Source organism: Stenotrophomonas sp. DR822 (assembly GCF_019793815.1).
In the GTDB taxonomy this organism is placed as follows: Bacteria; Pseudomonadota; Gammaproteobacteria; order Xanthomonadales; family Xanthomonadaceae; genus Stenotrophomonas; species Stenotrophomonas indicatrix.
Window position 1 is genome coordinate 3,991,862 of sequence record NZ_CP081826.1, and the last position, 21,238, is coordinate 4,013,099.

Below are 21,238 nucleotides of genomic sequence, written 5' to 3' on the forward strand. Positions count from 1 at the left end.
AAGGCGCAGGGGCAGGCAGTGGCGGCAGGACAACGACAGGATGGGCGGCGATGACCGCAGCGTGGTGGCGATCTGTGCTCCGTTGGCTGTCGCAGCTGACCGGGCAGGCCCCGGCACGCCTGGCCGCAGCCCCCCGCCAGGCCGTGGCGGCCGCAGCGGCCACCCTGCAGGGCGATGCCCTGCCGTCAGCTGAGGTCGCCGGCCACCTGCAGCGCGGGCTGCATGCGCTGGCCCTGTATCCGCGCTTGGCCGGCGAACCGGCGGCGGTCAGCGCGTCGGGCCTGGCCGAAGCGGTGGACCGGGCACTGCAGGACCGCGGCTGGGCCACCCGCCAGCTGCCGCGGCGCCCGCAACTGCTGCCGCAGCTGATCCAGACGGTCAATGACGACGTTGCATCGGCGCGGGTGATGGCCGCGATCATCGGCCAGGATCCGGTGCTGACCGGCAACCTGCTGCGCATCGCCAACAGCCCTGCCTACAAGGTGCACGAGCGGCCTGTGGAAAGCCTGCAGCGTGCAGTGACCCTGGTCGGCACCGAAGGGGTGCGGCAGATCATCAGCGCCGTGCTGGTGCAGCCGGTGATGCAGGTGCAGTGCCAGGTGTTCCCGCAGTTCAGTTCGATCATATGGGAGCACGCGCTGCTGGCGTCACGCGCGGCTGCCGACCACGCCCGCACGGTCACTTTCGGCGATGCCTTCGCTGCGCAATGGTTGGGCCTGGTGCAGGGGCTGGGCGCGGCGCTGGTCATGCGTCAACTGCTGCATGAAGCGCAGCTGCGTGGCGAAGAGGTGGAGCCGGCGCTGGCCCTGCAGTTGCTGCAGCGATGGTCACTGCCGTTGGCGCAGCGGGTGGCAGCAGCGTGGGAACTGCCCGAGCCGGTGCATCAGGCGCTGGCGCCTGATGCAGACGGTCCGCTGGCCGACAGCCTGCGCCTGGCCAGTGCCGCTGCGGCGGCCAGCCTGCTGTGCCGGCACGGGCACGCCAGCCAAGGCCGCATGCTGGCCTTGCTGGAACAATTGCCGGCAGCGCCGCCCCACGCGCTGCGCTGGATCTGGCGGCGCCTGCATGGGCGCAATGTGGAAACCCTGGACGAAAGCCTGCACGGCGACGGCGAGGGGAACGCCCCCTGATCGTTACAGCTGGGATTCCAGCGGCAACCAGCTGATCACCCGTGCCGTCCAGCGTTTGCCGAGGCTGCTGCCGGGCTCGGCATCGACCCAGTGCGGCGGCGGCTCGCGCTGCAGCCAGCGCAGCTGCTCATCAGCGCCGAGCGCAAGCCACCAGCTGTGTTCCGGGCTGGCCAGGCGCAGGTATTCCGCGCGCAGCTGTGCGCCCAGCACCGGGTCGTCGAACAGCACGCCCATCTCGGTGTTGAGATAGGCCGAACGCGGATCGAGGTTGAACGATCCGACGAACCCGCGCCGGTCGTCGACCAGCAATGCCTTGGTGTGCAGGCTGGCGCCGCTGCTGCCGAACAGGCTGCCGTCACCGGCCTGGCCGTTCGCCTTCAGTTCGTACAGCTGCACGCCGGCCTTCAGCAGCGGCACCCGGTAGCCCATGTAGCCACCGTGCACGGCAGCCACATCGTTGGCCGCCAGCGAGTTGGTCACCACGCCGACCTGGGCGCCGCGGCCGGCCATCGCCGAAAGGCCGTCCAGCCCTTCGCTGCCGGGGACGAAGTACGGCGAGATCAACAGTGCCTTGTGGCGCGTCGACTGCAGCTGTTGGACCAGCTCGGTGACCAGCCAGTCGTCGTGTGCATCGCCGTGGTGCTTCATCGGTGGATCAGACACGATCCGTACCTGCCTGCTCCAGTGCAGCGGCTCCGGGCTGGCACGCTGGCGCTGGCGCGACTCGGCCACGCGCTGCAGGTACGGTTGGGCCTGCGCATGCAGCGCGTCCAGATCGGACTGGCGCACCAGCTGGCGCAGCTGTGCATCGGTATAGGTCGCCAGCGCCGAGATCGGAATCGCCGCGTCGCTGTTCCAGTAGTCGTCGAAGATCTGGTTGGCCTGCTGCACGGCCGGGCCGGCCACCACCAGGTCCAGGTCCTGGAAATTCACGTCGCTGCGCGCGCTGAAGTATTCCTCGCCGATGTTGCGGCCACCCACGATCGCGATGCGGCCATCGGCGATCCAGCTCTTGTTGTGCATGCGGTGGTTCACGCTGAAGGCGCGTTGCACCAGCTCCAGCGTGCGGGCGATGCCACTGCGGTTGCGGAACGGGTTGTACAGGCGAAGCTCGATGTTGGGATGCGCATCGAGCGCCATCATCAGCGCATCCTTGTCCTTGGCGTTCATGTCATCAAGCAGGATGCGCACGCGCACGCCACGTTCGGCAGCGTCGTACAGCGCCTTGGCCATCAAGTGGCCGATCAGGTCGTCGTGCCAGATGTAGTACTGCAGGTCCAGGCTGCGGCCGGCGTGTTCGGTGATCATCGCGCGGGCAGCGAACGCATCCATGCCATCGCTGAGGAAGGCCACGCCCGACTGCCCGGGATGGGCGGCCTGCAGGGGCATTATCTGCCGATCGATGGGCGTCTGCGCAGGTTGCAGCGGCAGTACCTGCGATGCTTCGCCGCGCGCCTGTGGGGCCAGGTGGTCGGCCAGCAGCAGGCCGGACAGCACCAGCAGAAGCAGGGCGGCGATGATGATCGCGGCCACGCGCAGCAGGCGTCGCCAGAGGGGTTTGCGCAGACTCATGGCGCCGATGGTAGATCCTGGCTACGCATGGAGGTAGACCCACGCCATGCGTGGATGAACTGTCACCGGTAGATCCACGCCATGCGTGGATGAACTGCCACCGGTAGATCTAGGCCATGCGTGGATGAACTGTCACCGGTAGATCCAGGCCATGCGTGGATGAACTGCCACCGGTAGATCTAGGCCATGCGTGGATGAACTGTCACCGGTAGATCCACGCCATGCGTGGATGAACTGTCACCGGTAGATCCACGCCATGCGTGGATGAAGCGCCGTGACTCAGAACCGCTCGTCGCTGCCCAGATAGCGCCACTGGCCCACGGCCAGCGGGCCCAGCGCCACCCGGCCGATGCGCAGGCGGCGTACGGCCACCGCCTGCAGGCCGGCAGCTGTCACCGCAGTCCTCAGGCCCTTCGCGGTCAGCCCCTTGCCTGCAAAACGCAGGCGCTGCTCGCTCTGCCAGCTGACCTTCGGGCCGCCTGCTTCATGCTGCAGCCGGGCCATCAGCCACGGGCCACGTTCCGGGCCGCCTTCAGCCACTTCGACCAGGTACTCCTGTTCGGTGCGGCCCAGGTTGCGCTGCAGGTGCGCGAGCACCGCCGGATCCTGGCTGACCACCACCAGCCCGTTGTCGTCGGCCGGCAGCGAGGATGCCAGCTGCAGGCCGTGGAAATGCCGTTGCAGCGGACGGATGTCACTGGCATCCAGTTCGCTGCGGGTCTCGGTACGGATCAGCGCGCACAGGGCATCGGCCGGCACGCCCGCCGGTTTGTGCAGCAGCATGCTGGCGCGCTCGGCCTTGCTGTCGCTGGCCTGCTCGGCCACCACGATGCTGGCGCTGTCGTCCACCGGGCGCTGCGGCTGTTCCACCACTTCGCCATCGACGCTGACCCAGCCGCCCTCGATATAGCGCCGCGCTTCACCACGCGGGATGCCGAGCAGGGCGGACAGGCGTTTGTCGAGTCGGGTCGGTTCCATGGCGAAAGGTCGGGCAGGGGGCGCGCAGTGTAGCCGCTACGCCGGCTCAGCGCTGGCCGCGGTTGGCCAGCTCGGTCAGGTACAGGCGGGTATCGAACTCCAGCTGCAGGTAATCCGGCTCCATGTGCTGGCACAGCTGGTAGAAGGCCTTGTTGTGGTCGGCCTCCTTCAGATGGGCCAGCTCGTGCACCACGATCATGCGCAGGAAGGCCGCTGGCGCCTGCCGGAACACGGTGGCGATGCGGATCTCGCGGCTGGCCTTGAGCCGGCCGCCATGTACGCGGGAAATGGCGGTGTGGGTGCCCAGGGCATGCTTGATGACCTCCAGCGTGTTGTCGTAGCAGACCTTGTTGAGCGGCACCGACTTGCGCAGGTAGCGATCCTTCATGTCCTGGGTGTAGTCGTACAGCTGGCGGTCGCTGCGCACCTCATGCGGGTCGGGGTAGCGCTGCTGCAGCCAGGGGCCGAGCTTGCCCTGTGCCAGTAGATCGCTGACCTGGGCGACCAGGGGTTCGGGGTAGCCGGTGAGGTACTTCAGGACAGCCATGCAGGGGCTTCGGCGCGTCGGTAGAATGGGACATCCAGATTACACGCGGTACGTATCGACCATGGCAAAGCCCAACGCGCTGCAGGAACAATTGCTCAAGGCCGGCCTGGCCAAGAAGTCGCAGGCCAGCGCCGCCGCGCGTGAACAGGCCAAGGCCCGCCAGGGCAAGGCCGAGTCGACGTCGGCGGAGGTCCAGCGTGAAGCTGAACGTGCCCGGGCCGAGAAGATCGAGCGTGACCGTGCGCTGGCTGCTGAGCGCAACGCGCAGGCCCGGCAGGCTGAACGCAAGGCGCAGGCCAAGCAGATCATCAGCGCCCACGCCGTGCCGCACAAGGGCGAGGACGAGTACCGCTTCAGCGATGGCGCAGTGATCCGCACCCTGTTGATCGATACCAAGCTGCGCAAGGCGTTGTCGGTGGGCGTGCTGGTCATTGTGGCCCATGGCGATGGCTACGCGGTGCTGCCACGCGCGGCAGCGGAGAAGGTGCGTGAACGCGCCCCGGAAGCCATCATCGTCGACCATGGCACGCCCGGCTCCAGCGCCGAGATCTCCACCGGCAACGCCGAGGACGACGCCTACTACGCACAGTTCCAGGTCCCCGACGACCTGGTCTGGTAAGGCGGCGCTGAACCGGCCGCAGCGTCCGCCGGGCATGGCCCGGCGCTACCGATTGCGGCGGGGTGTATTGTCCCCATATCAGGCGACACACCTGCGGAGGATGGCCATGGCTACCGGTTGGGCCGGAGATGGCGCGGTCCAGGACCAGATCGACGCCACCGTCGACGATGCGATTGCCCGCGCGCGGCGCCAGCTGCGCCAGGGCCCGGGTCTGGAACACTGCGAGGAATGCGACGCGCCGATTCCCTTGGCGCGGCGCCAGGCAGTGCCTGGCGTACGGCTGTGCGTGAACTGTCAGCAGGCGCACGACGAAGAGGAACAGGCGCAGAGTGGCTACAACCGCCGGGGCAGCAAGGACAGCCAACTGCGGTAAGGGTGTTTGGCAGGGCGGCGCCCTGCACCCGCAGTAGTGCCGGCCGCTGGCCGGCAACCTTAAAAGCAATAGCAACAGCAACAGCGGCATTCCGTGGGATGGCGGGGCGGTGTGGGGTTGCAGGACACGCCGTAAACCCCGCTCCGCGGTCCGGCCCAGCCGCTGGCGGCTGTGCGTTCGGGCGCTTGCGAAGCAGTGCTTCGCAAGCAAAGCGCCCTCACCCTTGGGGGCTCGATGGCGCCATCCATGGCGCCAACGGTCCTGCAGCACCACACCACCCCGCCTCTGACAGTTTCCAGGAGGCTGTTGGATCCACGCCATGCGTGGATGAATTCCGATGGAAATCGAATATTTCGATATTGGATCGAAGAGCATCCACGCATGGCGTGGATCTACGTGTCGACCAAGGTCGACACCTACCAACAGCAGCCGGGAATTGTCGAAGGCGGGGCCCTGCGGGTTTGCGGGGTGTGAGCGGCATGGATGCCGCGACCAAGCCTCCAGGGATGGATTCACGGCGTCCCCGCAAACCCACAGTGCCCCGCCATCCCACGGAATGCCGGCTTTTGACGTTGCCTTGGTTTGAAGGCCTCTGCGGGTGCAGGGCGCCGTCCTGCCGAACACCCCCTCAGCCGTCGCCCTGGATGCCGCCGGGCGCCTGCGTCGGGTCGCGCCAGCGCCGCACCGTGCGCTGGAAGAACAGGTTGTTCGGCAGCTGCAGCACCGTGCCCTCGTGGCCGTTGCCGGTTTCCTGCAGCGTGGTGTAGATCAGGTTCACGTCGATTACCCGGCCCTTCAGCCCGGGCTTTTCGCCGTTCTCGAGCACTTCGATGTAGTCATGCAGGCGGAAGGGTCGCGTGGTGAAGATCAGCAGCGTGCAGAAGATGTTGGACAGCACGCTCCAGGCCGCGAAGAACGCCACCGCGCCCACCGCAGCAAAACCGGTGAAGGCCGTCCACAGCACCGATGGCGATGCACCGAGCAGGCTGAGGATGTACAGCACCGCGCTGAAATAGACCACGAAGCTGGTGATCCGGCGCGCGCCCATCACCATTTCCGGCGGCAGCGTGTAGTGGTCGGCGAAGCGGCGGATCAGGCGCCGCGCCAGTATCCGCAGCAGCCAGGCGGCGAGCAGGGTGATCAGGATCTGCAGGGCGATCCCGATGTCATGCAGCCAGGGGTGGGTCCAGGCGGGCAGGTGGTCCTTCAGCGACAACATCATGGGGCGACAACGTGTGACGGAAACGGGGCTTGATGTTACCCGGCGCGTGTCGACGTTTCGACCGCCTGCGCCCAGGCAAGGCAGACAAGGTCCTGCTTGTGCTGCTGCAGGCAGGCGCGGCCGCTTTCGGCACGCCAGTGCAGGGAAACGTCGAACGCCTGCAGCAGCATGCAGGCCGCGATCGCCAGCAGGGCGGCGCAGGAAGGGCTGGACATGGGAGGCTCCTGGCCGGGCAGGCCTGCGGGGGACCTGTGATGGATGCAGCCAGGCGCGAAAAGGTTGCAACCGAAAAGCGCTCCGGAAGCTCTAAACCTTTTTCCGGCGGGCCGCATCCAACGGATATGCTCGACACCACCATGCCCGCGCCGCCTGCCGCCAACGACGTCGTCGACGAAACCGCCTTGGTACGTGCAGCGGCGGCCGGCGATACCGCTGCCTATGAACAGCTGTATCGGCAGCATGCGCCGCGGGTGTTTGCCACCCTGTGGCGGCTGTGTGGCGGGCAGCAGGCGCGTGCCGAGGATGCACTGCAGGAAGCGTTCCTGCAGGCATGGAAGGCACTGCCCGGCTTCCGTTTCGAGAGCAGCCTGTCGACCTGGCTGCATCGGTTGGGGGTGAACGCCGCGCTGATGGAACTGCGCGGTCGTGCCGCCGGGCATGACCACGACAGCCTGGACGAGGTGGACGGTGGGCTGCCGGAGATGGCGGTGCATGACGGCTGCGCCGGCACCGAACGCGACCTGGAGCGCGCGTTGGCCACCCTGCCGCCGCGCGCGCGTGCGGTCTTGGTGCTGCACGATATCGAAGGCTGGAAACACCATGAAATCGCCGGCCAGCTGCAGATGGCGGTCGGCAGTTCCAAAGCACAGCTGCATCGCGCGCGTGGCCTGCTGCGCGCGCGCCTGGGAGACATGACATGAGTACGCACGACCCCGATCACGACCTGCTGGCGCGCCTGCGCGCCCTTCCCGCGCAACGCAGCGCCCCGGCTGATGGCTGGGAACGCCTGTCGGCGCGGTTGCCACCCCGCGAACCGGTTGCCGTGCAGGCGCCGGTGGACAACGTGGTGGCCTTGCCACTGCGCACCCGTCGACGCTGGTGGTTGCCGGTTGGCGCGGCGTTGGCAGCCAGCCTCGGGCTCTACGCGGTGGCGCCGTGGCGGCACGCGCCCGAGTTGCTGCCTGCACCCAGCGGCCTGCAGCTGCAGGCCGATGCGATGACCGAACAGTACCGGCAGGCAGTGGCGTCGCTGCCTGATGGCACTGCGCCGGAGTGGCAGCCCGCGCTGCATGAACTGGATCGCAGCGCGGAACAGATCCGCGCCGCGATGGCGCAGGACCCGCGTGCGCCGCACCTGCTTGGACAGCTCAAGCGGACCTATGCGCTGCGGCTCGAACTGACCCGGCAGGCGGCCCAGGCCGCCTCCGGTCTGACAACCTGAGGAGACCCCCCGATGCGAACCCTTTTCCCTCTCTGCGCGGCCCTGCTGCTGGTGCCCGCCATGGCGCTGGCCGATACACGCGTCGATGAACGCCACAATGTTGCTGCAGGCGGCCGCATCGAACTGAGCAACGTCGCTGGCAAGGTGACCGTACGCGGCTGGGACCGCAATGACGTGCAGCTCACCGGCACGCTCAGCGACGGCCTGCAGCTGCGCCAGGAAAAGAGTGCCAACCGGGTGCGCTGGGAAATCGAGTATCCGCGACGCGGCAACAGCGGTGGCGCGACCTTGACCCTCAACGTGCCGCGCTCGGTGGAGCTGCTGCTGAGCACGGTCAGTGCCGACCAGGACATCAGTGGCGTGGACGTGCGGCGGCTGCAGGCAGATACCGTCAGCGGCAACCTTGCCGCCGCCGGTCGTAGTGGCGACAGCGTGCTCAATACGGTCAGCGGCAATGTCACTGCGCGGTTGCAGACCCCGCGGTTGGACGTGAACACGGTCAGCGGCCGGATCGAGGCCGGCGGGGGCGTTTCCGGGGAGATCGGGGCGCAGACGGTGTCTGGCCGGGTAGGCGTCGATGCTGGTCGCATCCAGCGCCTGGTGGTGGAGACGGTATCCGGAGGCATCGACCTGTCGGCGACCGCCCTGGCACCAGGCGGGCGCATCAACGTCGAGTCGGTCAGTGCCTCGGTCAGCCTGCGCCTGCCGCGCACGGTGTCGGCGCAGCTGTCAGTGAACAGCTTCAGCGGGTCGATCAACAGCGACGCCGGCAAGGTGGAGCGGCCGCGCTATGGGCCGGGCAGCAGCCTGGATGCGCGGCTGGGCAGCGGCGACGGCGATATCCGCGTGCAGTCGCACTCGGGCAGTGTGCAGGTGCGCCTGGACCGCTGAGCGCGGCCCGGCAGGCCGCGGCGGCAGCGCCGCCGCGGTCGGGGGAGGGTCAGCTGGCTTTCTTCAGCGCCCAGGTGGTACCGAGAACTTCAATCTTGCCACCGCTCTTGCGGAACGCGGCCAGGTCGGAGGCGATCGAGTCGCTGTTGACCACGGTGCTGGCGGATGCGCCCTTGCGTTCGCTGCGGATGCTGTTGCTGGCCTTCGCGGGGGTCTTTGCCTTGCGGGGCATGGTTGCTCCTGTCAGGTGGAAGGGGAGGAAAGCGCGCAGGATTCAGCCTGGCGCAGGTAGTCCTGCCGCTCGCGGCGGCAGTCGTCGCCGCCCATCGAAAACTGGCGGCAGATCGCCGGGCGCTGCGAATAGATCGTGCAGCGCAGGTGATACGGATCGATCGCCGCGCACCAGCCTTCCTCGTTGCGCGCCATCACGGCACGGCCGTGTGCATCGCGCGACAGGAACTGGCCGGGCACGTGGTCGCTGGGCTGCAGCAGGACCGGCAACCGGCAACAGACCGCGTCACAACGGCGGCAGTCGATGGGTGCTGGTTCAGCGTCAGGTTGTACGGCCACAGGGGCCTGGCGGGTGCCCAAAGCGGGTCTCGATGGCGGCTCGGGTAATACGCGGACCATGATCGAGCCAGAGGGCATGGTCGCCAGACCCGCTGGGCGGGTCAGGCTGCACCATGGGTACACACACCGGCGAGGCCAGCGGAAGGTGCAGCGGTTTTCTAGCCGGCCAAGGGTAGCTCAGACCGCGTAACGTTTTGTTAATCCCGGCTGGCTGCCGCCAGCGCGAGGCCCTGGACGACCCCCAGCGAGGGCTCGCCGTGCACCATCCGGGCGCCCGGGAACGCCTCGGCAGCGGCCTGCCGCAGGTAGCCGGCGCGGGACATGCCGCCGGTCAGGAATACCGCGTCAGGGTCGCCGCCGATGTCATTGCGGACCTGGGCCAGCAGTTCGCGGATCTGGCTCAGGTAGCCATGGGCGGCGGCGGCCAGGCCGTCGGCGCTGTTGTCCACGTGCAGGTCGCGGGCGATGTAGTCCAGCGTGCTGCGGTGTTCGCTGGCACCGCTGAGAGCGATCTTGGCGCGCTCGACATCGCGGTACAGGCGGGCGGTGTTGCCGGTGTCCTGCAGCGCCTGCAGGCGCTCGCCCCACGGCGCGTCGACGTTGTCGTAGTTGTGCTGGCGGAACTCGCGCTGGCGGGTCATGTCCTGCACGGTGGCCGCTTCCACGTAGTGGTGGGTGGGCACGCGGGTGATGCCGCGGCCGAACAGCGGCATGTAACCGGACAGGCTCAGGGCCAGGTCGATATCGGTGCCGCCGCGGGCAAAACCCCAGGCACGGTGGATGCGCGGGGCCTGGCTGCCGCCCACTTCGGCGTGGGCGATATCGGTGGTGCCGCCGCCGATATCGACGATCACCGCCTGATGGCGATCGCGGCTTTCAGCGTGGTAATGCATCGCTGCGGCGGCAGGCTCTTCAAGGAAATCGATGTGGTCGAAGCCGGCCTGGCTGGCCGCTTCGCGCAGGATGTCCAGGGCCTGGTCGTTGCCGGCCTCGCCGATCGAGCTGCGGAACTTCACCGGGCGGCCGAGCAGGGCGCTGCGCAGCGGCTGGCCGACCTGGGCGCTGGCGGTCAGGCGGATGTGTTCGAGGATGTGCGCGGCAATGCCGGTGATGGTCTGCCGCGCGCGTGGGTGCAGGTTGTAGCCGAGCATGGACTTCGGGCTCTGCACGAGGTTGCCTTCGTGCTCCTCGAAATACGCTTCCAGCGCGTCGTCGCCATAGACGGCGTTCTGCAGCAGGTCGCTGGCGCTGCGTTCCTTTCCGGCGCGAGCCTCCATCCATTCCCGGCGCAGGGCGCGCAGTGCCTCGCGGCGCAGGGCCTGTGGCGTGCGCTCCTGGCCAGCGGCGCGGGCCGCGCGAGCGGCGCTGTCGATCAGCTGCTGCAGTTCGTGTTCCTGCCCGGCGTCGAGCTGGAAATCGTCCGGGTCGGGCACCACGCCGGGGAAGTACACGCTGGTGCGGAACTGTTCGGCCTCGCCGAAGCGGATCGGCAGCAGCGTCCCTTCACGCACGATGGCGGCGGCGGAGTTGCTGGTACCGAAGTCGATGCCGAGGCGCATGGGGAGGTCCGGGGGACGATCAGGGGCCGCGCACTCTGCTGGAGTTTGCCGCGCGCTGCAAGTTCCGGTGCCTGCCTCGGGCGGGCGGGGCGAGGTCCGGTCCGGACCGACGCCGGAAAATGAACGAAAAGGCAGGGCGGTTACAATGGCCGCTGTTGATTCATTTTGAGGTACTTGCAATGTCTTCTGTTCCCGCCTGCCCGCAGTGCACCCTGGAAAACACCTATGCCGATGGCGCGCTGTGGATCTGTGCCGACTGCGGCTTCGAATGGACGGCCGAAGAAGGTACCGGTTCGACCCTGGTCGTGCGTGACAGCAACGGCAATACCCTGCAGACCGGCGACACCGTCACCGTGATCAAGGACCTGAAGGTCAAGGGTTCTTCGATCCCGCTCAAGCAGGGCACCGTGATCCGCAACATCCGCCTGGTCGAAGACGATGCCGAGCACATCGAGGGCAACTCGGACAAGATCAAGGGGCTGGTGCTGAAGACCTGCTTCCTCAAGAAGGCCTGATCGCGCCTCAGCGCTTGGCCTGCTGCGCTCGCCAGCGGGCCAGGCTGTCCAGCTTGGCCTGGTAGCGGGCCTGCTGCGTTGAACCGCCCAGTTCCTGCGCCCGCAGCAGCTCGCGGTCTGCACGCTGCAGCCGGCCCGTCAGGAAATACACCCGCGCCAGGCCGAAGTGGAACTGGTGCGCGGTGTCGTACAGGCGTACCGCCCGCCGGTAGTACGTGATCGCCTTGTCCAGGTCGCCAGCGCGTTCGGCCTGGGCACCCTGCATGTACTGCGCGAACGGGTCCTCGCGCTGCACCGACTGCAGCTTCTTCTGCATGGCCTGCGCCTGCGCCGTCATGCCCAGCTTGCGATAGAGCGCACTGGCGTTGTTCAGCGCTGCGCTCTGGCGCCCGTCCAGGCGCAGTGCCGTGTCCAGCGCAGTGCGGGCCGCCTGGTCATCGCCCAGGCGGTTGTCGAGCACGCCGATGTTGTTCCACGTCGGGGCGAACTCCGGGTCCTGCCCCAGCGCGGCATCGAAGAAGGCACGTGCTCCGCTCAGGTCGCCATCGGCCAGCTGCTCCGCGCCCCGGTTGTTGTAGTAGTGCGCCAGCGCCCGTTCGCGGCCGATGGGCTGCGGCCCGTGGCGGTCGTACAGCACGTTGCGGTCCAGGTCGACCGTACCGTAGCGGCCGCCGACATCCACGCCAGCGTTGACGTGCCCGACGTTGTAGACCACGCCCTGGTCCTGGTCCTGGTACCACGACACCACCTGGCCGACTTCCTGTACCCGCGCCTGGATGCCGGCCTCACGGGCCAGGGTGACAAACAGCAGGGTGAAGGCGAGGCAGTTGGCACGCTGGTGCTGCCAGATCTCGCTGATGGTGTAGGTTGCATCGGCGTCGTACTGCAGGTCCAGGCCATGCTGGCTGAAGATCATTTCCACCAGCGCCTGCAGGCGCTGGTCACGCGAATAGCTGCGGCTGATCACCTGCTTCTGCAGCATCTCGCGCATCGCCGGCGGGATCGCGAACACCTGTTCGGGTGTCGGCACGCTGGCGGCGGTGACCTTTACGGTGGAGATGGTCGGGATGGCTGGCGCGGCAGCCGGCGCATCCTGCGCAGACAGGGCGGGGGCGCCGAGTGCGAGCAGTGGCAGGAGAAAGCATCGGGCGGCAAGGCGGCGCATGACGGTTTCCGGCAGCGGCGGGCGCTCCCGCCTGCGGCCAGTGTAGACCTGCATGTGGCGGTCCGCATCCACCGGCGATCAGCGCTGCGCTTCGTCCACAGCCGGTGTGGACCAGCACGCGACAAACCTGTGGACAACTGCCCTGCGCCCTTGCCCGGCACGGGATGTGAGTGGGTGGTGAAAAAACCGCCAGCTTGCCCGGCGGTGCCAAGGGCGGGATCATCCCCGCATGGACTTCGCCCCGCTGACCCTCGCTCCCGCGCATTGGCAGGCTCTGCAGGATGCCTATGCGACGCCACCGCGCGCCTACCACCACTTCGGCCATGTGCGCGCGGTCCTTCAGCATTGCCAGGAGGTGGCTGCAGGTCCGGGCTGGCAGCAGCCGGCCGAAGTCTATCTGGCAGTGCTGTACCACGATGCGATCTACCAGGCCGGCCGCAAGGACAACGAGGCCAGGTCGGCCGCGCTGGCCCTGCAGGCGATTGCGGACTGGCCCGAGTTGGCATCGGTCGATGCCGGCCGGGTCGAGCAGTTGATCCTGCTCACCGCCTGCCATGGCGAGCTGGGCCCGGCCGATGTGGATGCCGAAGCGGCGCTGTTCCTCGACTGCGACATGGCGATCCTGGCGGCACCCGAGGAGGTGTTTGCCGCGTATGACCGCGGCGTGGCCGAAGAGTACAAAGGCGTGGTGCCGGGCTTCCTGTACCGCGCCGGGCGCCGCCGCTTCCTGCAGGGGCTGCTGCGCGCGCCGCGGATCTTCCTCAGCGACTTTTTCGACCAGCAGCTTGATGCCGCCGCGCGAGCCAACCTGCGCCGCCAACTGGGCGCCTGAGCGCGCCGCTACACTACCCACCTGCCATTGCGTGGTGTTGTTTGCAGCCGTGACCGTCTCCGATACCCCTGCCGATCCCCGTCCGCTGCCGCCGGAAGAACCCGGCCCCAACGAGTGCTGCGGCAGTGGCTGTCCGTTGTGCGTGCTCGACCTGTACGCCGAGGAGCTGCAGCGTTACCGCAAGGCGCTTGCTGACTGGAAGGCACGGCATCCGGACGCTGGCCCATGACGCGGGCCCGTCCGGCCGCGACGCTGGCGCTGGTGGCACTGCTGTTGTTCGTGGCGACCGCGTTGTGGACGCAGTTCGCGCGGGCCGACCTGGATTGGGTGAAGGCCACCCTCAGCCTGTACCTGCATGGGCCGTGGGGCCTGGCGCTGCGCAGCGCCTACTGCCTGCTGGCACTGGCCATCGCCGTGCTCGGCATCGCGTTGTATCGGCACAGCGTGGGACCGCGGCGCAGCGCAGCGGCACCGTTGTTGTTCTGCGTGGCCGCCGTTGGCCTGGCCACCGTCGCCATCGGTGACAGCTGGCTGCCTGCGGCAACGCCGTTGCTGGCGCCGTTGATCCACGGCCTGGCCGCCAATACCGCCTTCCTGTGCGCCAGCGTCGGCATGCTGCTGCAGGCCTGGTACCTGCGCCGCGAGCCAGGCTGGCGAGGCACTGCAGCGCTGTTGTGGGGCTGGGCATGGCTGGCCTTCGTGCTGCTGTGGGTACACGTGCTGTGGCGCGGTGGCCCACCGCGTGGGCTGGGGCAGAAACTGGTGATCGCGGTGATCGTCGGCTGGCTGCTGTGGTTGGCGCTGGCGCTGTATCGCCGTGGGCGTCCTGCCGGCACCCGCTGAATCAACCACCTGCCTGGGTGCAGGCCGCCTGTACCGGTACGTGCCGTGCACGCAGCGGCGGCGTATCGTGTGCGCATTCCAACGGGATGCAGAACGATGCGTGCAGGGCTGGGCAGGGCGATGGGACTGGTGTTGGCGCTGGCGGCGGTGCCAGCGATGGCGTCAGTGCAGCAGGTCAGCCATGGACGTTTCGATCAGGTGCCGGTGCATGTGCCGGCCGGTGCCCCGCAACGGGTGGTGATCTGGTTCCATGACGGCGCCGGTGCCGATGACAGCCGCCTGCCGATCGAAGCGCTGCGCGCCGATGGCGCACTGGTCGCATCGGTGGACGTAGCCCACCTGCGTGGCGTGCTCAAGCGCGAAGGCAACAGCAGCTGCGCGTTCGGCGCGGGCGATGTCGAGAATTTCTCGCGTTGGGTACAGGCGTTCCTGCATCTGCCGGGGTATCACCTGCCGTTGGTCGGCGGCAGCGGCGAAGGCGCCGAACTGGCCTATGCGCTGGCAGCGCAGGCCGACACCCAGGTCTTTGCCGGCCTGCTGACCTCGGGATTCTGCCCGGCACATGTGCACGAGCGCATGGTCTGCGGTGATGGCGTGAAGCACGACCGCCTGCAGCCCAGCGAATTGAATTTCCCGTGGTTGAACGCGGCCGGTGCGCCTGGCTGCGCGACCGATGCGGCTGGCCCGTTCGTGCAGCAGGTTGCAATGGCGCGTGAATTCAAGCGCACCGCCGCTGGCGATGCGACCCCGGGGCTGGTGGCGGCCGCGCGGGTGATCGGCGCGCAGGCCGGGGTCGCGCTGGCACCGCCGCCGGATGCCCTGAAGGGGCTGCCGGTAGTGGAAGTTCCGGCGCAGGGCAGCGGTGACACCTTGGCGGTGTTCGTTTCCGGCGATGGCGGCTGGGCCGGCCTGGACAAGGACGTGGCCGGCGCTCTGGCCGAACATGGCGTGGCGGTGGTTGGCCTCGATTCACTGCGTTACTTCTGGAGCGAACGCACGCCGCAGGGATTCGCTGTCGATCTGCAGAAGATCATCGGCCACTACCGCCAGCAATGGCAGCGCGACAAGGTGATGCTGATCGGTTTCTCGCAGGGCGCCGACGTGCTGCCGGCCACCATCAACCAGATGGATGCAGGCACCCGCGCCGGCCTCGAACGCATCGTGCTGCTGTCGGTGGGCAGGAACGCCGACTTTGAATTCCATGTCAGCAACTGGCTGGGCGGCGGTGGCGGCGGCCTGCCGATCGCGCCGCAAGTGGCGAAGCTGCCGGCGGCCAGGACCCTGTGCGTGTACGGCGACAAGGACGAGGATGCGCTGTGCCCCGATCTGCCGGGCAACGACGGCGTGCACAAGGTCAAGTTGCCGGGTGACCATCACTTCGGCGGTGACTACGATCGCCTGGCCGAGGTGATCCTCAAGGGCGGCGCGTAATCGGTCTCATGGGACCACCGCCGGGCATGGCCCGGCGCTACCCGTGCGGACGATCCATCAGGTAGCGCCGGGCCATGCCCGGCGGATCGGGGCGTCAGTTGCGCCGCGGGTCCAGCGAGATCAGCCGCGTGGCATCCAGCAGGGCGGCGGGCAGATGCATGCCGCCGGGCGCGGCCAGGTAGCGCGGTCGCCACTGCGGATCGAACTTCGACTTGAACCTGCGCAGGCCGCTGAAGCCATAGAAGCGCTCGCCGTGTCGTGCGAGCAGGCCGGCCAGGCGGTTCCAGCGACCGGCCAGACGGTGCTGGGCCAGGCCGGAGAGCGGTGCCATGCCCAGCGAGAACCGTGCGTAGCCCTGCGCGCGGCCCCACAGGAACAGCTCGATGAACAGGAAATCCATCGTGCCCTTCGGTGCATCGCTGACATGACGCATCAGATCCACCGACAGTTCGGCGCCCGCCGGTGCCTGCCACAGGTTGGCAAAGGCCACGATCCGACCTTCAGCTTCGACCAGGGCGATCGGGAAACGCACGAGATAATCCGGGTCGTAGCTGCCCAGCGAGAAGCCCTTCTCGTCGCCTGACTTGTCCTCCAGCCAGGCGTTGGAAATGGCATGCAGGCGTGGCAGCAGGGCAGGGATCTCTTCCGCCGGTGCTACGCGGAAGGACAGCCCTCCGCGCTTGCCGCGGTTCCAGGCTTGCCGCAGGTCGGCACGCTCGCGGCCTTCCAGACCGAAGTCGTGCAGCGGCACCATGGCCTCTTCGCCCAGCTTGACCAGGCCCAGGCCGAGATCGAGATAGGTCTGCCAATACGCCTCACCCACCTGGTAGAACACCGGGCGCAGTCCGAGCCGGTCGGCTTCTTCGCGGAAGCGCCAGATCAGTGCGCGCGCCACCTCCGGTGGCCCGACCGGATCGCCCATCGCGATCAGCGAGCCGCCGTAGCGCTGCATCATCACAAAGCCCTTGTGCTGCTCATCGCGCAGCACCGCCTTGTCGGCAGTCAGCACCAGGCAGGCCTGGGTGTCGGTGGCGCCGGCCAGCACCGGTGCCAGCGCCTGCAGGGTTGCGTCGTCGGCAGGCGGCAGCGGGCTGCGCGTGCTGTGCAGCAGCCGCGCCAGGCCGAACATCACCAGCGCCATCGCCACCAGCAGCAGTGCACGCAGCGCGCGCGGCGCATTGCCGGACACGGCGAACTGCCACCACAGCTCGTTCTGGTATTCGACGTGGCTGTAAGTGAAGAACAGCAGCCACGTCACCGCCACCAGCACCAGGCCGAGGTTGCGCAGCCATGGCCACGACCAGGCTTCGTCCAGCAGCGCGCCCTGGCGATAGAACTCGCGACGTGCTGCCCACAGCGCCATCGCCACCAGCAACGCCGACAAGGCGATCAGCGGTTGGCCACCGCGCAGCCAGATCGGCAGCGGCGCGATCACGCAGATCGCCATCGCCAGCATCCAGGCTGCGTGGCTGCGGCGGGCCAGGCCCTGGCCGATCAGCAGCAGGGCGACGCCGGCCAGGCTGCCGATCAGGTGCGAGGTTTCCAGGATCGGCAGCGAGGCATTGATCAGGTGCCGCCGCGGTGTGGGCAGGGTGCCGTCGATGACCAGCGCGGCACCGACACTGAAGGCGGCCAGCGCGATGATCTGCGGCAACCACGGACGCAGCGCGTACCAGCCGGCGCGAGTGGCACCTGCGCTGGCCTGCAGCGGCTGCCGCAGCGCGGGCGCCAGGGCCAGCACAGTCGCCAGCAGCAGCGGCAGCACGTAGTAGCTGACGCGGTAGATCAATGCCGCCGCCAGTACTGCAGCCGGCGCCACCTGCGGCAGCAGCTTCAGCAGGCTCCACTCGAACACGCCAAGGCCGGCCGGTACCGTCGACACCAGGCCGGCCAGCACGGCCACCAGATACAGGCCGACGAAACCGGGCAGGCCGGTCGGCGTGGAATCGGGCAGCAGCACATAGAACGCGGCACTGGCCAGGACCAGTTCAACCACGCTCAACACGGTGACCCCGAGCATGGTGCGCCGGTCGGGCAGCCACAGGCCATGGCCGAAGATGCGGAACTGGCGACCGTTGCGGCCGACCAGGACGAAGGTGGCCGCATAGGCGAGCAGCGCGACGATGCCGACCACGCGCACCGCGCCGGGGTCCAACGGCAGCGCAAGCGCGGCAGCGGCCGGCTCCATGCACAGCGCAACGCCGATCAGCAGCCACGCGCCGAAGATGAAGCCGAGCGTGCTCATCAGCACCACCTGGCCGATCTGCGCCAGGTCCAGGCCGGCACTGCGGTAGCCGCGCAGGCGCACTGCGCCGCCGGTGAGGGCGGCAAAGCCCACGGTCTGGCCCAGGGTGTGGGCGAGGAAGGCGGTGATGCCGATCCGTGCCGGGTGCACGCGGATGCCACTGCGGCGCAGGCCGATCGCATCGAAGCCGATCAGGCAGGCGTAGCTGGCCAGGCCAAGCAGCACGGTCAGCGCGATCTGCGCAGCGCTGAGCTCGCGGAAGGCCTGGCGGATGGCGCGGTAGCCATGCTCGTCGAATTCGCCGGCCAGCCCATGCAGGGCCAGCGCGAGGATCAGCAGCGGGACGACGATGGTGACGACCCGCTTCCAGGTCGGTGTGGAAGGGGAGGCAGTGGAATCGGTGGGTGCGGTCATCGGCGCAAGGGTGCGTCAGGAAGGGCGAGGGCGGTGTCAACGCAGGCGTGGCGCATCGTGCGCCTGTCCACGCCGTTTGACCAGCACTGCCGCTGTGCTGGTGGTGGCGGTATCCAGTGGCCGCACCGGGCACACACTTCCAACGCCGGCTGGGTGAGAATGCAGTTCAGACCACCCGCAGGAGCCACGCCCATGATGGAGCGTTACGACGTCGGACCGCGCATGTCCGAGATGACCGTGTACAACAAGGTCGCCTACCTTTCCGGCCAGATTCCGGAAGACACCAGCCAGGACATCACCGGCCAGACCCGGCAGGTGCTGGCCGAGATCGACAAGCTGCTGGCGCTGGTGGCCAGTGACCGCCAGCACGTGCTGCGTGCGGAGATCTTCCTGGCCGACATGGCCGATTTCGAGGGCATGAACAAGGCGTGGGACGAGTGGGTGGTGGAGGGCGCGACCCCGGCCCGCGCCACGGTTGAAGCCAAGCTTGCGCACGCCGAATGGAAGGTCGAGATCATCGTTACGGCGGCAGTGCCGTAATGACCGGACAGGGGTCAGATCCCATTTCCTCCGGAAAAGGGATCTGACCCCGTTTGCCGGGGGGGCTGACGCCGCAACATCTGTTACAGCTGCGGCTGCAGTCGTGTGCTTGCCTGCGTGCACAAGGCCAGGCAGGCCAGCATCAGGCCTTCCATGACCCGGTCGCCGACGTACTCCTCCGGCGCGCCATTCTGCCGGGTGCGTTCGGCGGCCAGCAGGACCTCCTGCACCACGCGCAGCCCGGCCAGCGCGCAATCGGCATCGGCCAGCGCCATGCACCGGCTGGGAAGTTGATGCCGCTCCGGCCACGGCTGACCGTCAGCGGCGGCGCCGGTACCGATGCGCCGCAGGGTCGCAACCAGCGTGGTGGGATCAAGCGCTGGCGACGATTCCGTGTCCTCGCCAGCAGCGGCCGGGCCGAGGTAGGCGTGCAGATGGGGCAAATCCGATGCGTTCATGGCAAGGCTCCGTGCAGGACAGACGGTAGCCGCCACTCAAAGGTGGCGGACGGAGACGTGGCTCGAAAACCGGTGTCGAACGCTCCGGCTGGCCCGAAGGCCCCCACGCCCCGCCCGCCATAGCCGGCAGACGGATTGCCAGCCGGCGCCACGCAAGGTGACGCCGGCTGGCAAGCGTAAACAACGTTCGACAAAACGGGTTTTCGAAGCCCGGCCACCTTTTTTCGGTGGCTCATCATCTGTAAACCTGCTGCTGCGCAATGCCAATCAGACGAGTTGCATTGCTCGCACCATCAAGACGCTTTCAGCATTTTTGCATGCTGTTGAAGGGCCTCAAGCGCAGCTGGCGCAGGGGGCGCGAATGATCGAGCAATCTGCGACAGACATCCTGATTCGGCAGTTGCCAGCGTGCGCAGGCAAGGTCGATTGCGACGAGGGTTCATGACATCGGACAGATAGTGCGGCCTAAGGTCCGCACCCACCAACACCCCAGCCATGGCATTGCAGTTGCTCGACCGTCCGCCACGGATATCTGTCGGGGGCTGGTGGGCGGGGGCAAGCGGGACCGTTGGCGCCATGGGCCAGGCGCATGCGCTTGGCGGGTTGGGCAGGACGCCCAACCCCGGTCTTGCCGTGTGCGCAGGATAGCGCACACGAGCAAGGCGCCATCGAGCCCCATGGATGGGTTCACGGCGTGTCCCGCTTGCCCCCGCCCACCCGCCCAGATCATCAAACCCAGGCAGCCGACGCTCCCAGCTGTTGCCGTTGCCGTTGCCGTTGCTCTCAGCGCAACGCGACGCCGCGGCGTCGCAAAAAAAAACCTACACCAACACCAGCTCGATGCAATCCACCGGGCACGGTGGAATACACAACTCGCACCCCGTGCACAGATCGGCAATCACCGTGTGCATGTACTTCGCCCCGCCGACGATCGCATCCACCGGGCACGCCTGTATGCACTTGGTGCAACCGATGCAGTCAGCCTCCACGATCAATGCCACCTGCGGCGGCTTGTGCTCGCCCCGGCTGCGATCGAACGGCAACGCCGGCACACCCAGCACCTGCGCCAACGCCCGCGCACCGGCATCGCCGCCGGGCGGACAACGATCCACGCCAGCCTCGCCACGTGCCATCGCCTGCGCATACGGGCGACAGCCGTCGTAACCGCATTGCCCGCATTGGGTCTGCGGCAGCAAGCGGTCCAGGCGTTCGGTCAGGGGCGGAATCAGGCTCATGCGTGGCGAAGGCTGCGCGTTGGGTTACTTCAGGGGTTTGCCGCGGTACCAGCGCTCGTGCGCCAGGGCCAGCATCGGGCGATCCTCCGCGCTGTCACCGTAGGCATGGATGCGTGTGTAACGTGACAGGTCGAACTGGCGGCGGATGTGCTCGACCTTGCGCGGACCACAATCGCCACCGGCGTAGCGGCCGGTCAGGCGTCCGCTTTCGCTTTCCAGCCGATTGCAGATCAGCTGCAGGCCCAGTTGTTCGCACCACGGCCGCAGGTACAGGTCCAGTGAACCGGACACCACCACCACGGTGTGCTGCTGCTCCTTGTGCCAGCGGATCTGCTCCAGCATTTCCGGACGCACGACATCGGGCAGGAACTCGCGGGAGAAGCCCGCAGCCAGCGTCTCGATGTCATCGGCGTGGCGCTCGCTGAAGGTCAACCGGGTCACCCGTGCGCGGATGCGCTCGGCGGAGATCAGTTTCAGCTTGTAGGCCAGCAGCCACGGGCCGACCTTCCACCAGGCCTGTGCCAGCTGTTCGGCGGTGGCGACCCGGCGCAGGAAGCGGCCATAGGTGTCGCAGGTGGTGACAGTGTGGTCGAAGTCGAACAGCGCCAGTTCCAACGCAGCATCTCCCATCACGGTACCCCCTTCGCGGTGCTCAGGA

Annotated in this window: 26 protein-coding genes; 13 read left to right on the forward strand and 13 right to left on the reverse strand. The window is 67.9% G+C overall.

Annotation, left to right across the window (positions count from 1 at the left end; all coding sequences use genetic code 11):
- Positions 1 to 50 precede the first annotated feature (50 nt).
- Positions 51 to 1,130, forward strand: a complete 1,080-nt coding sequence (locus K5K93_RS18050) for an HDOD domain-containing protein (protein WP_093818601.1) — start codon at positions 51 to 53, stop codon at positions 1,128 to 1,130.
- A 3-nt stretch (positions 1,131 to 1,133) separates the two neighbouring features.
- Here the strand turns inward: K5K93_RS18050 and K5K93_RS18055 are convergent, their stop codons facing one another.
- From K5K93_RS18055 to K5K93_RS18065, 3 genes are all read right to left on the reverse strand, one after another.
- Positions 1,134 to 2,702 carry a phospholipase D family protein gene (locus K5K93_RS18055; protein ID WP_222388602.1) on the reverse strand — a complete coding sequence of 523 codons (1,569 nt, stop codon included), beginning with the start codon at positions 2,700 to 2,702 and terminating at the stop codon, positions 1,134 to 1,136.
- 279 nt (positions 2,703 to 2,981) lie between these two features.
- On the reverse strand, positions 2,982 to 3,680 hold the full coding sequence (locus K5K93_RS18060; protein WP_222388603.1) for an RNA pseudouridine synthase: 699 nt from the start codon (positions 3,678 to 3,680) through the stop codon (positions 2,982 to 2,984).
- A 46-nt stretch (positions 3,681 to 3,726) separates the two neighbouring features.
- Positions 3,727 to 4,227 carry a M48 family metallopeptidase gene (locus tag K5K93_RS18065; RefSeq protein ID WP_059064772.1) on the reverse strand — a complete coding sequence of 167 codons (501 nt, stop codon included), beginning with the start codon at positions 4,225 to 4,227 and terminating at the stop codon, positions 3,727 to 3,729.
- A gap of 61 nt (positions 4,228 to 4,288) precedes the next feature.
- Between K5K93_RS18065 and K5K93_RS18070 the strand changes: the two genes are divergently transcribed.
- Positions 4,289 to 4,846: a DUF2058 domain-containing protein gene (locus K5K93_RS18070; RefSeq protein WP_105165037.1), complete on the forward strand. Its 558-nt coding sequence runs from the start codon at positions 4,289 to 4,291 to the stop codon at positions 4,844 to 4,846.
- Positions 4,847 to 4,952: 106 nt separating this feature from the next.
- Positions 4,953 to 5,219, forward strand: a complete 267-nt coding sequence (locus K5K93_RS18075; RefSeq protein ID WP_025879161.1) for a DksA/TraR family C4-type zinc finger protein — start codon at positions 4,953 to 4,955, stop codon at positions 5,217 to 5,219.
- A 628-nt stretch (positions 5,220 to 5,847) separates the two neighbouring features.
- On the opposite strand, the gene K5K93_RS18080 is transcribed toward K5K93_RS18075, so the two are convergent.
- Both K5K93_RS18080 and K5K93_RS18085 read right to left on the reverse strand, forming a co-directional pair.
- Positions 5,848 to 6,441, reverse strand: coding sequence for a mechanosensitive ion channel family protein (locus tag K5K93_RS18080; protein WP_222388604.1), 594 nt, complete (start codon positions 6,439 to 6,441; stop codon positions 5,848 to 5,850).
- A 35-nt stretch (positions 6,442 to 6,476) separates the two neighbouring features.
- The gene (locus K5K93_RS18085; RefSeq protein WP_032977115.1) at positions 6,477 to 6,656 is read right to left on the reverse strand and encodes a hypothetical protein; all 180 of its coding nucleotides are present in this window, start codon (positions 6,654 to 6,656) and stop codon (positions 6,477 to 6,479) included.
- A 126-nt stretch (positions 6,657 to 6,782) separates the two neighbouring features.
- Between K5K93_RS18085 and K5K93_RS18090 the strand changes: the two genes are divergently transcribed.
- Genes K5K93_RS18090 through K5K93_RS18100 form a run of 3 tightly spaced genes read left to right on the forward strand, consistent with a single transcriptional unit; the run spans position 6,783 to position 8,773 of the window.
- Positions 6,783 to 7,361 (forward strand): RNA polymerase sigma factor, encoded by a 579-nt coding sequence (locus K5K93_RS18090; protein WP_093821119.1) that lies wholly within the window; start codon positions 6,783 to 6,785, stop codon positions 7,359 to 7,361.
- Positions 7,358 to 7,882 (forward strand): hypothetical protein, encoded by a 525-nt coding sequence (locus K5K93_RS18095; RefSeq protein WP_222388605.1) that lies wholly within the window; start codon positions 7,358 to 7,360, stop codon positions 7,880 to 7,882. Before K5K93_RS18090 ends, K5K93_RS18095 begins: the two co-directional genes overlap by 4 nt.
- Before the next feature lie 12 nt (positions 7,883 to 7,894).
- Positions 7,895 to 8,773, forward strand: coding sequence for a DUF4097 family beta strand repeat-containing protein (locus K5K93_RS18100; RefSeq protein ID WP_117310986.1), 879 nt, complete (start codon positions 7,895 to 7,897; stop codon positions 8,771 to 8,773).
- A gap of 49 nt (positions 8,774 to 8,822) precedes the next feature.
- Here the strand turns inward: K5K93_RS18100 and K5K93_RS18105 are convergent, their stop codons facing one another.
- The 3 genes from K5K93_RS18105 to K5K93_RS18115 form a co-directional block, all read right to left on the reverse strand.
- Positions 8,823 to 9,005, reverse strand: coding sequence for a hypothetical protein (locus K5K93_RS18105; RefSeq protein ID WP_025879072.1), 183 nt, complete (start codon positions 9,003 to 9,005; stop codon positions 8,823 to 8,825).
- An 11-nt stretch (positions 9,006 to 9,016) separates the two neighbouring features.
- A complete protein-coding gene (locus K5K93_RS18110; RefSeq protein ID WP_261311978.1) occupies positions 9,017 to 9,265 on the reverse strand; it encodes a YkgJ family cysteine cluster protein in 249 nt (82 codons plus the stop codon).
- Positions 9,266 to 9,540: 275 nt separating this feature from the next.
- Complete coding sequence (locus K5K93_RS18115) at positions 9,541 to 10,902, reverse strand: Hsp70 family protein (RefSeq protein WP_222388606.1); 1,362 nt, start codon at positions 10,900 to 10,902, stop codon at positions 9,541 to 9,543.
- A gap of 179 nt (positions 10,903 to 11,081) precedes the next feature.
- On the opposite strand from K5K93_RS18115, the gene K5K93_RS18120 reads away from it, so the two are divergent.
- Positions 11,082 to 11,417, forward strand: coding sequence for a zinc ribbon domain-containing protein YjdM (locus K5K93_RS18120; RefSeq protein ID WP_025879075.1), 336 nt, complete (start codon positions 11,082 to 11,084; stop codon positions 11,415 to 11,417).
- Positions 11,418 to 11,424: 7 nt separating this feature from the next.
- Here K5K93_RS18120 and K5K93_RS18125 read toward each other — a convergent pair whose 3' ends face one another.
- Complete coding sequence (locus K5K93_RS18125; RefSeq protein WP_093821191.1) at positions 11,425 to 12,582, reverse strand: transglutaminase domain-containing protein; 1,158 nt, start codon at positions 12,580 to 12,582, stop codon at positions 11,425 to 11,427.
- A 229-nt stretch (positions 12,583 to 12,811) separates the two neighbouring features.
- On the opposite strand from K5K93_RS18125, the gene K5K93_RS18130 reads away from it, so the two are divergent.
- The 4 genes from K5K93_RS18130 (at position 12,812) to K5K93_RS18145 (ending at position 15,688) form a co-directional block, all read left to right on the forward strand.
- On the forward strand, positions 12,812 to 13,414 hold the full coding sequence (locus K5K93_RS18130) for a hypothetical protein (RefSeq protein ID WP_093821129.1): 603 nt from the start codon (positions 12,812 to 12,814) through the stop codon (positions 13,412 to 13,414).
- 49 nt (positions 13,415 to 13,463) lie between these two features.
- Positions 13,464 to 13,643, forward strand: a complete 180-nt coding sequence (locus tag K5K93_RS18135; protein ID WP_222388607.1) for an oxidoreductase-like domain-containing protein — start codon at positions 13,464 to 13,466, stop codon at positions 13,641 to 13,643.
- Complete coding sequence (locus K5K93_RS18140; protein ID WP_222388608.1) at positions 13,640 to 14,257, forward strand: DUF998 domain-containing protein; 618 nt, start codon at positions 13,640 to 13,642, stop codon at positions 14,255 to 14,257. The genes K5K93_RS18135 and K5K93_RS18140 overlap by 4 nt, the downstream gene beginning before the upstream one ends.
- Positions 14,258 to 14,353: 96 nt before the next feature.
- The gene (locus tag K5K93_RS18145) at positions 14,354 to 15,688 is read left to right on the forward strand and encodes an AcvB/VirJ family lysyl-phosphatidylglycerol hydrolase (RefSeq protein WP_314818555.1); all 1,335 of its coding nucleotides are present in this window, start codon (positions 14,354 to 14,356) and stop codon (positions 15,686 to 15,688) included.
- Between the two features lie 94 nt (positions 15,689 to 15,782).
- On the opposite strand, the gene mprF is transcribed toward K5K93_RS18145, so the two are convergent.
- The gene (mprF, locus tag K5K93_RS18150; protein ID WP_032977132.1) at positions 15,783 to 18,347 is read right to left on the reverse strand and encodes a bifunctional lysylphosphatidylglycerol flippase/synthetase MprF; all 2,565 of its coding nucleotides are present in this window, start codon (positions 18,345 to 18,347) and stop codon (positions 15,783 to 15,785) included.
- A gap of 192 nt (positions 18,348 to 18,539) precedes the next feature.
- Here mprF and K5K93_RS18155 point away from each other — a divergent pair, with 192 nt between their 5' ends.
- The gene (locus tag K5K93_RS18155; RefSeq protein ID WP_025879081.1) at positions 18,540 to 18,887 is read left to right on the forward strand and encodes a RidA family protein; all 348 of its coding nucleotides are present in this window, start codon (positions 18,540 to 18,542) and stop codon (positions 18,885 to 18,887) included.
- Positions 18,888 to 18,970: 83 nt separating this feature from the next.
- Here the strand turns inward: K5K93_RS18155 and K5K93_RS18160 are convergent, their stop codons facing one another.
- A complete protein-coding gene (locus tag K5K93_RS18160; protein ID WP_222388609.1) occupies positions 18,971 to 19,345 on the reverse strand; it encodes a hypothetical protein in 375 nt (124 codons plus the stop codon).
- A 157-nt stretch (positions 19,346 to 19,502) separates the two neighbouring features.
- Here K5K93_RS18160 and K5K93_RS18165 point away from each other — a divergent pair, with 157 nt between their 5' ends.
- Positions 19,503 to 19,790 carry a hypothetical protein gene (locus tag K5K93_RS18165; protein WP_222388610.1) on the forward strand — a complete coding sequence of 96 codons (288 nt, stop codon included), beginning with the start codon at positions 19,503 to 19,505 and terminating at the stop codon, positions 19,788 to 19,790.
- A 376-nt stretch (positions 19,791 to 20,166) separates the two neighbouring features.
- Here the strand turns inward: K5K93_RS18165 and rnfB are convergent, their stop codons facing one another.
- Together rnfB and K5K93_RS18175 are read right to left on the reverse strand one after the other, a co-directional pair.
- A complete protein-coding gene (rnfB, locus tag K5K93_RS18170; protein ID WP_032952130.1) occupies positions 20,167 to 20,580 on the reverse strand; it encodes an Rnf electron transport complex subunit RnfB in 414 nt (137 codons plus the stop codon).
- A gap of 24 nt (positions 20,581 to 20,604) precedes the next feature.
- Entirely contained in the window at positions 20,605 to 21,195 is a 591-nt protein-coding gene (locus tag K5K93_RS18175) for an HAD family hydrolase (protein WP_025879084.1), read from the reverse strand.
- Positions 21,196 to 21,238 lie beyond the last annotated feature (43 nt).